The sequence below is a fragment of the Alitabrizicola rongguiensis genome, assembly GCF_021491355.1.
Classification (GTDB): Bacteria; Pseudomonadota; Alphaproteobacteria; order Rhodobacterales; family Rhodobacteraceae; genus Aliitabrizicola; species Aliitabrizicola rongguiensis.
The window spans coordinates 998,749-1,013,229 of record NZ_JAKENF010000001.1 but is presented as its reverse complement, the minus strand read 5'-3'; the positions used below and the strand labels follow the sequence as shown (position 1 = coordinate 1,013,229).

The following is a 14,481-nucleotide window of genomic DNA, read 5'->3' as shown; positions in this document are numbered from 1 at the left end:
GGAAACCCCAAGATGCTCGGTTCTCAACTCGCCTGGGACGATACCGTCCTGCCCTTTCAGCTTGACCGTTCGGATATCCGCGGCCGCGTGGCGCGGCTGGACGGGGTGCTCGACCGCGTCCTGTCGCAACATGCCTATCCGCCGCAGATCGAGGCACTGGTGGCCGAGGCCGCCCTGCTGACCGCCCTGATCGGCCAGACGATCAAGCTCCGCTGGCGGCTTTCGCTGCAAATTCGCGGCACGGGAGCGGTCAAGCTGATCGCGACCGATTACTACGGCCCGAGCGAGAACGGGGAAACCGCCCGGATCCGCGCGTATGCCAGTTTCGACGAAGATCAGATGGTTCCCGGAGTGGACCCGTTCAGCCTGATCGGCGAAGGGTATTTCGTTATCCTGATCGATCAGGGGCAGGGCATGGTCCCCTATCAGGGCATCACACCGTTGACCGGCGGATCGCTTTCGGCCTGTGCAGAGACTTATTTCGCCCAGTCAGAGCAGCTGCCGACGCGGTTTGCCGTAACCTACGGGCAGTCTCAGTTGCCCGGCGAGGCTTCGCATTGGCGGGCAGGTGGCGTGATGATTCAGCACATGCCGAAGGCTTCGCCTTCGGTTGCGGCCGAACAGGGGTCGGGCGAAGGAGGTTTGCTGTCGCATGTCGATATCCTTGACGGCGAGGAAGGTGAGAACTGGGGACGAGTGAACCTGCTGCTCGACACGGTCGAGGAACTGGAACTGATCGGCCCCAATGTGCAGCCAACCGAACTTCTGGTCCGGCTGTTCCATGAAGAGGGGCCAAGGGTCTTCGACGCCCAGCCAGTGCGTTTCGGATGTTCCTGCTCGGCCGAGAAGGTTCGCATGTCGCTGTCGATCTATTCGGCGAAGGAGATCGGACACATGCTGACGCCAGAAGGGGTCCTGACCGCCGACTGCCAGTTCTGCGGTGCGCATTATGAGTTCGACCCCAAGACGCTCGGCCGCGAGGCCGAGGAGGCTCAGGGTGACCGTCATTGATCCTGAGCGCCTTAAGCAGCTTCTGGCCCGGCCAACTGGCGCGTCTTCGGATTTCGACCTGAATCCGGGAATCGTGCTGCCGCCGGGCCGGATCCTGCGACCGGCTGGTGTGCTGGTGCCGATCTGGGACAGAGGAGAAGGCGCGGAAGTCATCCTCACCATGCGGTCGTCGCGGTTGAAGCATCATCCCGGTCAGATCGCCTTTCCGGGTGGCAAGGTCGATGCCGGGGACGACGGCCCCATTGGCGCCGCCCTGCGCGAGGCCGAGGAAGAAATCGCGCTGCCACGGTCGCGGGTCGAGGTGATCGGCACCTTGCCTACGCATGAAACGGTGACCTCCTTCGTCGTCACGCCGGTGGTCGGGCTGATCTGGGGCGAGTTCATACCCCAACCCGAGGCCGGGGAGGTGCAGGAAGTGTTCTCTGTCCCGCTGCGTCATGTGACCGATCCGACCCGGTTCAGCATCGAGCGGCGCCGCTGGCGTGGCGAGTGGCGCAGCTACTACACGGTCCCCTGGGGCCCCCATTATATCTGGGGCGCGACGGCACGCATCCTTCGCGGGCTGGCGGAAAGGTTCGCGGCATGAGGATAACAGGCGACTGGCTGGAGCGGCCCGAGACACAGGCGGTTTGCCGGGCGTTGACGGATGCCGGATACCGGGCGCTCTTCGTCGGTGGTTGTGTTCGCAATGCCCTGTTGGGCCAGCCGGTTGCGGATGTCGACCTTTCAACCGACGCCCATCCCGAAACAGTCTCTACGCTTGCGCAAAAGGCCGGTCTCAAGCCTGTTCCGACCGGGATCGCCCATGGCACGATCACCGTTGTGTCGGGGGGCATCCCGCATGAAGTGACCACCTTTCGGCATGATGTCGAAACCTTTGGCCGTCATGCCCGCGTCGCCTTTGCCAAGACGGTCGAGGATGACGCGGCACGCCGCGATTTCACCATGAACGCGCTCTATGCCACGCCCGAGGGAAAGGTCGTCGACCCCCTGGGCGGCCTTGCCGATCTCGAAGCGAGACTTGTGCGGTTCGTTGGCGATCCGTCAGAGCGGATCGCCGAGGACTATCTGCGCATCCTGCGTTTTTTCCGGTTCCATGCCTTGTATGGCGATCCCGCGCGCGGGCTGGATGCCGATGGGCTTTCCGCTTGTGCAGCAGGTGCCGGGGGCCTCGAGGCGCTTTCGAAAGAGCGCATCGGCCACGAAATGCGCCGCCTCCTCGCTGCACCTGATCCTTCACCCTCGGTCGCTGCGATGGCGCAGGCAGGCATCCTGGGGCTCATCCTTCCCGGTGCCGATCCGCGCAGTTTGCCGGTACTGGTTCATCTCGAAGGAGACATGCCAGCGGACTGGATTCGGCGCCTTGCATGCCTGGGCGGCGAGGATCCGTCCGAGCATTTGCGGCTTAGCCGCGCCGAAACCGAAAGGCTGGGTCGGATTCGCGCAGCTGCCTTGGCCGAGGCGGTTCCAGCCGTGGTCGGCTATCGGCTTGGCTCAACCGAAGGTGCTGATGCTGTTCTGCTTCATGCCGCCTTCCTTAGCCAGGACTTGCCCGCAAACTGGAGGGGCGAGATCGCACGAGGTGCGGCGGCACGCTTTCCGGTCAAGGCCGCCGATCTGATGCCGGAGCTTGCTGGGCCCGCACTTGGTGCGCGGCTTTCGGAATTGGAAGCCCGATGGATCGGATCAGATTTCCGGCTCTCTCGCGCCGATCTTCTGGGCTGAACCAAGACCCGTTTCCCTTTCCGCGAAGAGGCTCTATATCCAGAGCCATGGAGTTCTGAGGTTCCCCCGTGTTTCGCTTTTTCGAGGGCCTCGTCGATCCTTACCTCGCCTATGAGGAGACCGACACGCCGCCCCGGCGGCTCTGGCCGTTCCTGATGCAGTTCGCGCGCCCCTTCCGGGGGGTGTTTCTGGTCACGGGCGGTTTTTCTGTCGCTGCGGCCGCCGTTGATGTTGCACTCATCTGGTATGTCGGGCGCGTGGTCGACTATCTAGGTCAGGGCGCTCCGGTCGAGGTCATGCAGCGGCATGGCCTTGAGATGGCGCTTGTCGCCCTGGGCATCCTGTTCCTTCGCCCTATCCTTGTCGTCGGCAACGTCGCCCTTCTGCACAACACGATCCTGCCGAACTTCGCCACGATGGTTCGCTGGCGCGCGCATTCCCACTTGTTGCGCCAGCCTGTCGGCTGGTTCGAAAGCGACTTTGCCGGACGTATCGCAAACCGGGTGATGCAGACCCCCACAGCCGCGGGCGATGCGGTTTTCCAGGTCTTCGATATGGCGGCATTCGCCATCGTGACGGTGATTGGCTCGCTGATCATGCTTGCGGGAGCTGATATCCGCCTGACCATCCCACTGCTGATCTGGTTCGTTCTTTATCTGCTTCTGGTCCGCTGGACGCTGAAGCGGATCGGGCCGGCGGCCCAGGCTTCCTCGGATGCGCGATCTGCGGTGACGGGGCGGATCGTCGATTCGTACACGAACATTCATTCGGTAAAGCTCTTCCCGCATAACGACCACGAGCGCGTCTATGCGAAAGAGTCGATCGAAGAGGCGCGGCAGACCTTCATGCGTGAGATGCGGATCATCACCAGGATGGATCTGACGCTCACCGGGTTGAATGGCGGCCTGATTGTTGCGGCAAGCGGCTGGGCGATCCTTCTGTGGTATCAGGGGCAAGCAACGATTGGAGTCGTGGCGGCAACAACCGCACTTGTCCTGCGGCTGAACAACATGACCTACTGGATCATGTGGGCGACGACCAACCTGATGCAGTCGCTCGGCGTTGTGCAGGAAGGGATGGAGACGATCACTGCGCCGGTTTCGCTGACCGATCGCCAGGGTGCCCGACCGTTGCGCCTTTCGGCAGGCAAGATTGAACTGCGGGGGATTTCGCATCATTACGGGCGTGGTTCGGGCGGGCTGCAGAGCGTTGATCTGACCATCCGGCCCGGCGAGCGGATCGGTCTGGTCGGCCAGTCGGGATCGGGCAAGTCGACGCTGGTGAAGCTGATCCTGCGTTTCTACGATTGCGAAGGCGGTCGGGTGCTGATCGACGGTCAGGATATCTCCGAGGTCACGCAGGACAGCCTGCGCAAGATGATCGGAGTCGTTCAGCAGGAGTCGAGCCTTCTCCATCGCTCGGTCCGTGACAACATCCTTTACGGGCGGCCCGATGCCACGGAGGCGGAGATGGTCCTCGCGGCAAAGCGCGCCGAAGCGCATGATTTTGTCCTGCGGCTTGAAGACCCAAAGGGTCGGCGGGGATACGACGCGCATGTGGGTGAACGCGGGGTGAAGCTTTCGGGGGGGCAGCGCCAGCGTATCGCCATCGCCAGGGTCATCCTGAAGGATGCCCCGATCCTTATTCTGGACGAAGCTACCTCTGCGCTGGACAGCGAGGCCGAGGCGGCGATTCAGGACACTCTCTATGGGGTAATGGAGGGCAAGACTGTGATCGCCATTGCCCACCGGCTTTCGACCATCGCGGCGATGGATCGCATCGTCGTGCTGGAGGATGGCAAGATCGCCGAGCAGGGGACGCATGACGACCTGATCGCCCGCAACGGTCTTTACGCACGCTTCTGGTCGCGGCAATCCGGTGGTTTTCTGGGAACTGAGGAGGCCGCGCATTGAGTCGACTGTTACGCCTCGGCAGGCTGATCGATTCCTTCGTTCCTGCCGAAGGACCGCCCCCGCAGAAGCTTGGCGCATTCTTCAAGTGGTGCCTGGCCGGTGCCTGGCCGATGCTCTGGCTGGCTGCCGGTATCTCTGCCCTGGCCGGCGCGACCGAGGTGGTCTCGGCGACGATCCTCGGCTGGGTGATCGACGCTGCGGTACAGAAGGGGCCGGTCGGCTTCATCGCCGAGCACATGGGGCTCGTGCTGGTGTTCCTGCTCTTTTACCTTGTGCTGCGCCCGTTGGCCTTTGGCCTGTCCTCGGCCTCGAACTCGATCATCATCGGCCCGAATGTCATGCCGCTGGTGCTGAGCCGTCTGCATCGCTGGACGCTCGGGCAGGCAGTGACCTTCTTCGACAATGATTTCGCCGGGAGAATTGCCCAGAAGCAGATGCAGGCGGCCCGCGCGGTAACCGACGTCGCAACAGAGATGATCAATACGGTCGCCTTCGCGCTGGCCTCCATCATCGGATCGGTCATCTACCTTGTGGTGATCGACTGGAAGATCGCTTTCGCTCTGGCGGTCTGGCTTGTGGCCTATATTGGCCTCATCAAGTTTTTCCTGCCCAAGGTCCGCGAGAACTCGGCCGCGCGCGCGTCGTCGCGGGCGATGGTGTCGGGGCAGGTTGTGGACACGATCACCAACATCAAGACGGTGAAGCTCTTTGCCCATGCTGCCTTCGAAGACCGAGTCGCCCTCCAGGCGATGGAAGTGTTCCGCGATCGGTCGCTTGAATTCGGTGTCATCTCGACCTGGTTCCGCTATTCGCTGATGACATTGGCGGGAGTGCTACCTGTCTTGCTGATTGGCGGAACGGTCGTGCTCTGGCAGCAGGGCGCGGCGACGGCAGGTGAAATCGCGGCCGCTGGAGCCATCTCGATGCGGATCGCTCAGATGTCGGGCTGGGTCAGCTTCACACTCATCTCGATCTACACCAGCATCGGCGAAGTCGAGGATGGGATGCGGACGCTGTCGGTACCGCATACGCTGGATGACAAGCCCGACGCGACGGAGCTTGCGCGGGTCCAGGGCGAGATCCGGTTCGAAAAAGCCTCGTTCGCCTATGGTCGGCGGAGAGGCGGTGTCAGCGATATCAACCTGACCATCCGGCCGGGCGAAAAGCTGGGCATCGTCGGGGCGTCGGGGGCAGGAAAATCCTCGCTCGTGTCGCTGTTGCTGCGGCTCTATGACACCGAAGACGGTCGGATTCTGGTCGACGGACACGATGTCCGCGACGTGACGCAGGAATCGCTCCGCCGGCAGATTGGCATGGTCACGCAGGAAACGGCGATGTTCAACCGCTCGGCCCGCGACAACATCCTCTATGGACGCCCCGATGCTTCGGAAGCCGATCTGATCGCGGCCGCGAAGGCAGCAGAGGCGCACGATTTCATCAACCACATGGTCGATCATCAGGGCCGCAAGGGCTACGATGCCTATCTGGGCGAGCGTGGGGTAAAACTGTCGGGTGGGCAACGTCAACGCATCGCGCTGGCACGCGCCTTCCTCAAGGATGCGCCGATCCTTGTGCTCGATGAGGCCACCTCCGCGCTCGACAGCGAGGTCGAGGCGAGCATTCAGGATGCGCTTGGGCGGGTCATGCAGGGGAAGACGGTCCTCGCCATTGCCCACCGGCTTTCCACCATCGCGGCGATGGACCGGATCATCGTCATGGACGAGGGCCGCATCGTTGAAGAAGGCACGCATGACCAGCTTCTGGCGCGCGGAGGGCTTTACGCACGTTACTGGAACCGCCAATCCGGCGGCTTCATTGGCACCGAGGAACAGGAAGCCGCCGAGTGAGACTGACCGTCGACCGATTGGGCCATCTTGGCGATGGGATCGCCGCCGGACCTGAAGGTGCCGTGTTCATCCCGCAGGTGCTTCCGGGCGAAGTGGTGGAGGGCGAGCTTTCGGGCGACCGACTTACCGAGGTGCGGATCGTGACGCCGTCGTCCGATCGCGTTCGCCCGCCCTGCGCACATGCCCGGACGTGCGGCGGCTACATGTTGCAACACGCCTCCGACGGCTTCGTTGCCAGTTGGAAGCAGGAGATCGTTAAGGCAGCTCTGGCCGGGCAAGGTCTGTCGGCGCCATTCCGGCCTATTCAGGTTTCGCCTCCGCGTTCGCGGAGGCGGGCGACTCTTGCCGGACGAAAGACCAAGGGCGGTGTTCTTCTGGGGTTTCACGCGCGCGCCTCCGAGATGATCGTCGCGGTCCCGGGCTGCCAATTGCTGCATCCGGACCTTGTGGCGGCCTTTCCGGCGCTCGAAGCTCTGGTCAAGGCGGGAGGATCGCGCACCACCGAGCTGGCGCTGACGATCACCCGATCTGCTGCGGGTGCGGATATCGTGGTGAAGGGCGGCAAGGATCTTGACGCCAATCAGCTACTCGAGCTTGCGCGGATTGCGGAAAGCCATGCAGTTGCAAGGCTTTCGTGGAACGGCGAGGTCGTTGCGTTGCGGGCCGTACCGGTCCAGCGGTTTGACGGGGCAACTGTCACGCCTCCTCCCGGCGCCTTTCTTCAGGCCACGGCCGAGGGCGAGGCCGCGCTATTGGCGGCGGTGAGCGATGCCGTGGCGGGTGCCGGACGGATCGCTGACCTCTTCGCAGGCTGCGGGACTTTCAGCCTGCCGCTCGCGCGCGGGGCAGAGGTTCATTCGGTCGAGGGTGACCGCGAGATGGTGGCTGCTTTGGAAAAAGGATGGCGGCAGGCCGCCGGGCTGAAGCTGGTGACAGCCGAGGCGCGCGATCTGTTCCGACGTCCGATGGAACCCGACGAATTGAACCGCTTCGATGCCGTCGTCGTCGACCCCCCGCGCGCAGGGGCCGAAGCGCAGACCGAGCGATTGGCGCAATCGAAGGTCCCGGTCGTTGCCGCCGTCTCATGCAACCCGGTGACATTTGCCCGCGATGCACGCCTGCTGGTCGAGGCGGGCTATCGGATCGACTGGGTGCAGGTGGTCGACCAGTTCCGCTGGTCCCCCCATGTCGAACTTGCCGCGCGATTCAGCAAATCTACAGCTTGACGGCACGTCTCACGCGCCCGTGAGACGCATGTCTTTGCGCTTCGCGTAAACTTGCGCTATCAGGCGGAAAAAAATGAACTTAGGACTGTCGGGCGATGAAATGGGTACTCCGCTTTGCGTTGATCGCGCTAATTGCGCTTGGCCTTTCGGCTTGCGGCGGTTCAAAGTTCAAGCGCTACAACGGGCCAGAGGTCACGCGGATCGAGGTGCATAAGGGCGATCGCCGCATGTACCTGCTGCACAACTCTGAGATCCTTGAAATATATGATATTTCACTGGGTTTTCAGCCGGTCGGCCACAAGCAGTTCGAAGGTGACGGCAAGACGCCGGAAGGCAGCTATCGCATCAGCTACAAGAACCCGCGCAGCCGCTATCACCTGTCGCTTGGCGTCTCTTATCCCGATGAGAACGACTACAACTACGCCAAGTCGCAGGGAAAAGAGCCGGGCGGGGACATCATGATCCACGGCTACACTGGCTATAAGGGCAAATACAAAGGCGACTGGACCGCAGGCTGCATCGCGGTAACCAACAAGGAGATCGAACGGATCTACTCGATGGTCAAGCCGGGAACGCCGATTCTCATCATGCCCTGACCCAGGGCCGCCCGACCACGGGCGGAATAGGCCTATCCAAGTTGCGATGCGGGCGTGCCGATGTTTGCCGCGGTTCCCGATACAAGGGTCCACCACATCTTGCCGCTCGGTTCCTGAAACCAGGCAAATCCTATTTCCGTCGCGGTCGGATCGAGGATAACCGCACGGGTGTCTGGCTGCGCCATCCAGTCAGACAGCGTTTCCAGTGCGGTTTCGTAGGTTTCCGAGATGTTTTCACCCAGAAGCGTGCCCGAATAGCCCACGCGCCGAACGCGATCCAGCGGCGATGAGCCGTCAGAGCCGAAATGCCAGGGCCGGTTCTGGACCGCCATGTCACGAGAATGGGTGGCAGCCGCTGCGTTGAGCTGGGCATTCAGCTGGACGGGGGCAAGTCCCTTTGCGGTGCGCAGCGAGTTGATCGAATCCAGCACCTGGTACTGCATTTCCGCCGCCTGCTCGGGCGTGATCTGCTTGGCACCCTGACTCGCTCCAGTAGTCGAGACACAGCCTGTCACGGCGAGCGAGGTGCAAAGCAACAGAACGGGAAGCAGTTTCATCGAAGGTCTCCGGCGCATCGGCTGGACGTCGTTTAGCCAAAGCCGCGACCGGGTTCAAACCCCCATGCAATCTGGCATTGGAATGCCGATGCCATGTGTTTGAATTGTTTCGCCCCTCTTTGAAGTGTATCTTGCGCGAAATCAAGGCGAATGCCTGATCATGACGAGCCTAAACTGGAGCAGTATCAATGAATTACGATAGCCCCGACCGGATCCGCCGCCGGGCTTTCCTGCGTGGTGGCGTCGCCGTTCTGGCAGCTGCCGCTGCCGCGCCGGCCTTCGCGCAGCAAACCGGCCTTCAGAATACCACCGAGGCAGATACCACTGTCACGCCGAACAAATCGAACATTTCCAGCTTCCGCATGCCCAAGTGGCAGGACTACTTCGAGAACACCACCAACGGCGTGATCCTGTGTGATCTTACCTCGCGGGCCGTGCATTTCTGGTCGGAAGATCTGAGCGTCTACCGTCTTTATCCGTCGTCGGTGCCACTGAGCGAAGAATTGACCCGTCGTGGCCGGACCGAGGTCGTGCAGAAGGTCGAAAACCCGACCTGGCGCCCGACGCCGACCCAACTCGCCATGCATCCCGACTGGCCGACGGTCGTTCCCGGAGGATCGCCCGAGAACCCTCTTGGCGTTCGCGCCCTGTATCTGTCATGGCCAGCCTACCGCATCCACGGGACCCACGACACGCGCAAGATCGGCCGCCGTTCGTCGAGCGGATGCGTCGGGCTGTACAATGAACATATCCTGGAGCTGTACGGACTGGCCAAAGTCGGCACACAGGTGTTGCTAATTTGACGACACGGGCACTGTCGAAGTGCTATCTCAGCGAAGTCACGTTGCAATCTGTCGCTCAAGCTGCTTATGAAAAGCATACGAGGTACAGCTTGGGTGCGCGTCATCGTCCTCTGAAATATTCGGTGGCGTGCAATATCTGGAGGTTAACATGAAGAAACTCGTTCTCGCCGCTGCGCTGTCGGCTGCTGCTACGTCGGCTTTCGCCGGTGGCGTCGCTGAGCCGGTCATGGAGCCGGTGGTTGTCGAAGAAAAAACCAGCTCGTCGTCGGCTGGCATCGTGATCCCGCTGCTCCTGCTCCTGCTGGTTGCCGCTGCGGTCGCTGCGAACTGATCCTGATCTCAGATCATGGAAAAGACGGCGGGGTTGCCCCGCCGTCTTTTTCATTTTCGGGGTAGCATTGCTCCTGGCCCGATGCGGTGCCAGGCCGGACCGGCCTAGCCGATCCAGCCCGCGAGGTTTGCCTCGATGACGGCCATCAGGGCCGCGATATGTGCATCCTCGTCGTTCAGACAGGGGATATAGGTGAATTGCTTGCCGCCAGCCTCTTCAAAGGCGTGGCGGATCTCGCCGTTGATCTCTTCCAGCGTCTCGATGCAATCGGCCGAGAATGCCGGCGCGATCACGGCGATGTTGGTCTTTCCCTGCCTTGCCAGTTCGGCCACATGCTCGACCGTGTAGGGCCGCAGCCATTCTTCGCGGCCGAAGACCGACTGGAATGACATGTCGATGTCGTCCTTTGCCCAGCCCAGCCGTTCGCGAAGCAGCCGGGTCGTCTTGGCGCACTGGCAGTGATAGGGGTCGCCTTCCATCAGATAGCGTTTCGGCATCCCGTGATAGCTGGCCACAAGCACGTCAGGACGGCTGTCCAACGCGGCATAGGCCCGTTCGACCGACTGGGCGAGGGCGTCGATGTACAGCGGATGGTCGAAATACTCGGCCACGGTTCGCACCGCGGGCTGGCGCTTTTCTTTCGTAAGTGCGCGGAAGAACTCGTCGTTCGCAGTGGCCGAGGTAGCGCCGGCATACTGCGGATAAAGCGGCAGAAACAGGATCTTCTCACACCCCGCCGCCACCATCGCCCGCACCCTGCTTTGCGTCGAGGGGTTGCCATAGCGCATGCAGAAATCAACCATCACGTCAGAGCCGAAACGCTCCGCTGCCGCTTGCGCGATCTTGGCAGTCTGATCCTTGGTGATCGTCATGAGGGGACTTTCGTCCTTTTCCTCGTTCCAGATCAGTTTGTAATTCGCGCCCGAGGTAAAGGGGCGCTTGGTCAGAATGATCAGCTGCAGAAGCGGTTGCCATTTCCACGCAGGGTAATCGATGACGCGGCGATCCGACAGGAACTCGTTCAGATAGCGGCGCATCGACCAGTAATCGTAGTGATCAGGGGTGCCGAGATTGGCCAGAAGGATGCCGATCCGCGCTTTCGCCAAAGGTGGATGATTGGCGGGGGCATTGGCAAGCCGACCCTCGCCTGGCCGCACAGGGATCGGGGCAATCTGGGCGGCTCTGTCGTCCGGCATCTGTTCAATCCTTTTCTTTCCGGGCTTTCCCCGACATAACCCGCCCGTCCCGGCGGTCAACGCCCGATCAGGTTGCAGGGTCGTGCGGAAGCGGCTGTTCCGGCACACGAAGCGCATCGGCGAGCCGTATCTTGGCCGAACCGGGGCGCAAAGGTTTCTGCTGACTCTCGTCGGGAGCCCAACCAGTCAGGTAGATCATCTCGAAGCTGGCGGAAATGCGGCCTCCTTCGGCAGGAAAATGCCGGGCATAGCGGTCTGCGGCTTCGACAAACATATAGCGGCGCGTCGGATGGCGTAGCCGCTGGGCAAGCGCATTGCCTTCTCCCATCGCCCGCAGATCCCTCATCAGCCGGAAGGCATCTGCGTACGTCACCGTCGTTGTCGCCGCATCAGCCACCGGCAGCGCAAAACCGGCACGCTGCAGCAAAGCGCCCAGATCGCGGATTTCGCCCATGGGCAGGATGCGTGGAGACAGGCCGTTGGTCAGGGCAACTTCCGCCTCAGACAGGCATGCCCGCAACTCGGACAGAGTCGAACCGCCGAAGAGCACAGCCATGAACAACCCGTCGTTCCGCAACGCACGCCGGCATTGCACCAGCTGGCCCACGGGGTCGTTGGCCCAATGCAGGCAAAGCGCGTGGATCACGAGGTCATGTGCGCCAGGCTCCAGCGAAAGCACCTCGTCATCCGAGATGATGCGTGCCCCCGGCAGCCGATCGCGCCAGACTTGCGGAAAGGCGGACACGATCGCCGGGGTCGTAAAGGTTCTGTTAACCTCAGCCAGCCTTTCCTGAATCTCATCCGCCGCACGCTCCTGCAGGAACAGGGCGGGATCGCGGTCTGCCCGGCGGCGGTTTCGCAGCAGGGCCGTGCGGTCGGTCAATGGCGGTGGCGATGACATGAGGCGCAGCTAGAATGAAGCCTTGGGGATTTCAAGCCGCGCTGCGCTTTCTCTACCCTCCTCATTGCATGACCTGCGATGCTCCGGTCCAGGCCGAGTTCGCGTTATGTGGACCTTGTTGGAGGGAGACGAGGTTCATCCACGGGCTTGTTTGCGATCTGTGCGGGACGCCACTTCCTGGCGAGGATCCAGGCCATTCGGTCCATTGCGACGATTGCCTGACCATCGCCCGACCGTGGCAGCAGGGGCGCGCGGCCCTCGTGTACGAGGCGAATGGCCGGAAGCTTGTTCTGGCGCTGAAGCATGGCGACCGGTTGGATCTGGCACGGCCATCCGCAGCATGGATGTATCGCGCGGCCAAGGATCTGTTGCGGCCCGATAGCGTGTTGGCGCCAATTCCGCTCCACTGGCTGCGGCTCCTGGACAGGCGGTACAATCAGGCAGCGCTTCTGTCTTCTGCGTTGGCGCGTATGGCGGGCCGTCGGCATATCCCCGACCTGCTTCTGCGCCAGAGGGCGACGCCGTCGCAGGAAGGACGCGACAGGGAGGGGCGCTTTCGCAATCTTGAAGGCGCGTTGCGTATCAACCCACGTCATCGCGCGGGGATCAGCGGCCGTCATGTTGTGCTGGTCGATGACGTAATGACATCCGGCGCAACTCTGGCAGCTGGAACGGAGGTCTGCCTTGCTGCGGGCGCAACGGCGGTATCCGTGGCGGTTCTGGCACGCGTTGCGAAAGGGGCCTAAATACCTATAGTCCTTTGGACTGAAGGGAAATGCCCATGCAGAAAGTGGAAATCTACACGACCCCGACCTGTGGCTACTGCCATGCCGCGAAAAGGCTGCTGACCCAGAAGGGCGTGAAATTTGACGAGATCGACGTCAGCCGCAGCCCGGATCTCCGGGCAGCGATGGTCACCCGCGCCGGTGGCCGGCGGACCGTCCCGCAAATCTTCATCGGTGAGGTGCATCTCGGTGGCTGCGACGATCTTTATGCGCTGGATAGCTCGGGCCAACTCGATCCGATGCTGGCGGCCTGACGATGCGAGCGGGTCTGGTGCAGTTGAATGTCTGCGATGATCCGGCGATCAATCTGCCGGTGACGCTCGACTTGGTGCGCAAGGCCGCTGCCGGAGGCGCGAGTTTTGTCCTTACTCCGGAATGTACGAACGGACTGTCGTCGAACCGCGAGCGGCAGCGGCAGGTCTTCCATCACGAGCAAGACGATCCAACCCTGGCAGCACTTCGGGAAGAGGCGGCCAGGCATGGCATCTGGCTGTTGATCGGATCGCTTGGCCTGCTGACCGCGGATTCCGATGGCCGTTTCGCCAACCGCAGCTTCCTCGTCGGCCCTGACGGCCTAATCGCGACGCGGTATGACAAGATTCACATGTTCGACGTCAACGTGTCGGCATCAGAGGTCTATCGCGAGTCCTCGGGCTATCGGCCGGGCAACAAGGCGGTTCTGGCCGAGACACAGTTTGGCAAGATCGGAATGACCGTCTGCTACGATCTGCGCTTTCCACAGCTCTACCGGCGGCTGGCGCAGGCGGGAGCACAGTTTCTGACCGTTCCTGCCGCTTTCAACCATATCACAGGTGCCGCGCACTGGGATGTGCTGTTGCGGGCCCGCGCGATCGAGACTGGCTGCTTCGTTCTTGCTCCGGCACAGACCGGTTTCCATCCCGAAACTGACGGCAAGGGCCGCAAGACCCATGGCCACAGCCTGGTCATCGCACCCTGGGGCGAAGTTCTGGCCGATGCAGGAAGCGAACCGGGCGTCACCTTTGCCGAAATCGATCCGGCAGAGGTTGAGCGGGCTCGTGCGCGCGTGCCCTCGATCTCCCATGACCGGCCCTTCGAGGGGCCCTGATGGCGGAAAAGATCGAAGACATCGCTATCGCCTTGTTCAGCGAGCTCCTCATCGCAGATCAGCTCGCGCGCAGCCGCTTGGCGAGGGCTTTGCCGAAGGGGATGGAGCTGTCGCAGTTCAGTGTGCTGAACCATCTCGCCGGTGTGGGCGAGGAACGTACGCCGGCCCAGCTTGCGAAGGCATTCCACGTCACGCGGGGGGCGATGACCAACACGCTCAGCAAGCTCGAATGGGCGGGCCATGTGCATATCCGGCCCGACTGGGACGATGCGCGGCGGAAATTCGTCGCGATCAGCCCGGCCGGTCGCGCAGCCCGCGATGCAGCTGTTCAGGCGATCACGCCGGTCATCGCCGATGTGGCACAGACAATCGGCGCGGACCGGCTGCGGACCGTGCTTCCGGTTCTTCGGGAACTGCGAACGCGGCTTGATAGCGAAGACTGAGTCACGGTTAAGCCTTCGGTAAATCGAAGTGCGGATGCTGGCCCAAAGTCGGAGGGCCAG

Annotated in this window: 16 protein-coding genes; 13 read left to right on the top strand and 3 right to left on the bottom strand. The window is 62.3% G+C overall.

Going from position 1 to position 14,481, the window contains the following annotated elements; all coding sequences use genetic code 11:
• The first annotated feature begins 12 nt into the window (after positions 1-12).
• The 7 genes from hslO to L0V05_RS04990 all read left to right on the top strand — a co-directional run bounded on the left by hslO (position 13) and on the right by L0V05_RS04990 (position 8,318).
• A complete protein-coding gene (gene hslO / locus L0V05_RS05020) occupies positions 13-1,011 on the top strand; it encodes an Hsp33 family molecular chaperone HslO (RefSeq protein WP_234868986.1) in 999 nt (332 codons plus the stop codon).
• Positions 1,007-1,597, top strand: coding sequence for a CoA pyrophosphatase (locus tag L0V05_RS05015; RefSeq protein WP_234869202.1), 591 nt, complete (start codon positions 1,007-1,009; stop codon positions 1,595-1,597). Before hslO ends, L0V05_RS05015 begins: the two co-directional genes overlap by 5 nt.
• Entirely contained in the window at positions 1,594-2,736 is a 1,143-nt protein-coding gene (locus tag L0V05_RS05010; RefSeq protein WP_234868985.1) for a CCA tRNA nucleotidyltransferase, read from the top strand. Before L0V05_RS05015 ends, L0V05_RS05010 begins: the two co-directional genes overlap by 4 nt.
• Positions 2,737-2,804: 68 nt before the next feature.
• A complete protein-coding gene (locus tag L0V05_RS05005; RefSeq protein ID WP_234868984.1) occupies positions 2,805-4,649 on the top strand; it encodes an ABC transporter ATP-binding protein in 1,845 nt (614 codons plus the stop codon).
• Entirely contained in the window at positions 4,646-6,496 is a 1,851-nt protein-coding gene (locus L0V05_RS05000; protein WP_234868983.1) for an ABC transporter ATP-binding protein, read from the top strand. The genes L0V05_RS05005 and L0V05_RS05000 overlap by 4 nt, the downstream gene beginning before the upstream one ends.
• Positions 6,493-7,722 carry a class I SAM-dependent RNA methyltransferase gene (locus L0V05_RS04995; protein ID WP_234868982.1) on the top strand — a complete coding sequence of 410 codons (1,230 nt, stop codon included), beginning with the start codon at positions 6,493-6,495 and terminating at the stop codon, positions 7,720-7,722. The genes L0V05_RS05000 and L0V05_RS04995 overlap by 4 nt, the downstream gene beginning before the upstream one ends.
• A gap of 95 nt (positions 7,723-7,817) precedes the next feature.
• A complete protein-coding gene (locus tag L0V05_RS04990) occupies positions 7,818-8,318 on the top strand; it encodes a L,D-transpeptidase family protein (protein ID WP_234868981.1) in 501 nt (166 codons plus the stop codon).
• A gap of 32 nt (positions 8,319-8,350) precedes the next feature.
• Here L0V05_RS04990 and dalA read toward each other — a convergent pair whose 3' ends face one another.
• Positions 8,351-8,875, bottom strand: a complete 525-nt coding sequence (gene dalA / locus L0V05_RS04985) for a divisome-associated lipoprotein DalA (RefSeq protein ID WP_234868980.1) — start codon at positions 8,873-8,875, stop codon at positions 8,351-8,353.
• Positions 8,876-9,063: 188 nt separating this feature from the next.
• Here dalA and L0V05_RS04980 point away from each other — a divergent pair, with 188 nt between their 5' ends.
• Together L0V05_RS04980 and L0V05_RS04975 are read left to right on the top strand one after the other, a co-directional pair.
• On the top strand, positions 9,064-9,678 hold the full coding sequence (locus L0V05_RS04980; protein ID WP_234868979.1) for a L,D-transpeptidase: 615 nt from the start codon (positions 9,064-9,066) through the stop codon (positions 9,676-9,678).
• 148 nt (positions 9,679-9,826) lie between these two features.
• Positions 9,827-10,009, top strand: a complete 183-nt coding sequence (locus L0V05_RS04975; protein ID WP_234868978.1) for a hypothetical protein — start codon at positions 9,827-9,829, stop codon at positions 10,007-10,009.
• A gap of 104 nt (positions 10,010-10,113) precedes the next feature.
• Here the strand turns inward: L0V05_RS04975 and hemH are convergent, their stop codons facing one another.
• Both hemH and L0V05_RS04965 read right to left on the bottom strand, forming a co-directional pair.
• Positions 10,114-11,205, bottom strand: coding sequence for a ferrochelatase (gene hemH / locus L0V05_RS04970; RefSeq protein ID WP_234868977.1), 1,092 nt, complete (start codon positions 11,203-11,205; stop codon positions 10,114-10,116).
• A gap of 67 nt (positions 11,206-11,272) precedes the next feature.
• Positions 11,273-12,106 carry a methyltransferase domain-containing protein gene (locus tag L0V05_RS04965; protein WP_234868976.1) on the bottom strand — a complete coding sequence of 278 codons (834 nt, stop codon included), beginning with the start codon at positions 12,104-12,106 and terminating at the stop codon, positions 11,273-11,275.
• 14 nt (positions 12,107-12,120) lie between these two features.
• Between L0V05_RS04965 and L0V05_RS04960 the strand changes: the two genes are divergently transcribed.
• The 4 genes from L0V05_RS04960 to L0V05_RS04945 are packed head-to-tail and all read left to right on the top strand — an operon-like array spanning position 12,121 to position 14,421.
• Positions 12,121-12,852, top strand: a complete 732-nt coding sequence (locus tag L0V05_RS04960; protein WP_234868975.1) for a ComF family protein — start codon at positions 12,121-12,123, stop codon at positions 12,850-12,852.
• A 35-nt stretch (positions 12,853-12,887) separates the two neighbouring features.
• Positions 12,888-13,145 carry a glutaredoxin 3 gene (grxC, locus tag L0V05_RS04955; RefSeq protein ID WP_234868974.1) on the top strand — a complete coding sequence of 86 codons (258 nt, stop codon included), beginning with the start codon at positions 12,888-12,890 and terminating at the stop codon, positions 13,143-13,145.
• Between the two features lie 2 nt (positions 13,146-13,147).
• The gene (locus L0V05_RS04950) at positions 13,148-13,978 is read left to right on the top strand and encodes a carbon-nitrogen hydrolase family protein (protein WP_234868973.1); all 831 of its coding nucleotides are present in this window, start codon (positions 13,148-13,150) and stop codon (positions 13,976-13,978) included.
• Positions 13,978-14,421, top strand: coding sequence for a MarR family winged helix-turn-helix transcriptional regulator (locus L0V05_RS04945; RefSeq protein WP_234868972.1), 444 nt, complete (start codon positions 13,978-13,980; stop codon positions 14,419-14,421). The genes L0V05_RS04950 and L0V05_RS04945 overlap by 1 nt, the downstream gene beginning before the upstream one ends.
• The last annotated feature ends 60 nt before the right edge of the window (positions 14,422-14,481 follow it).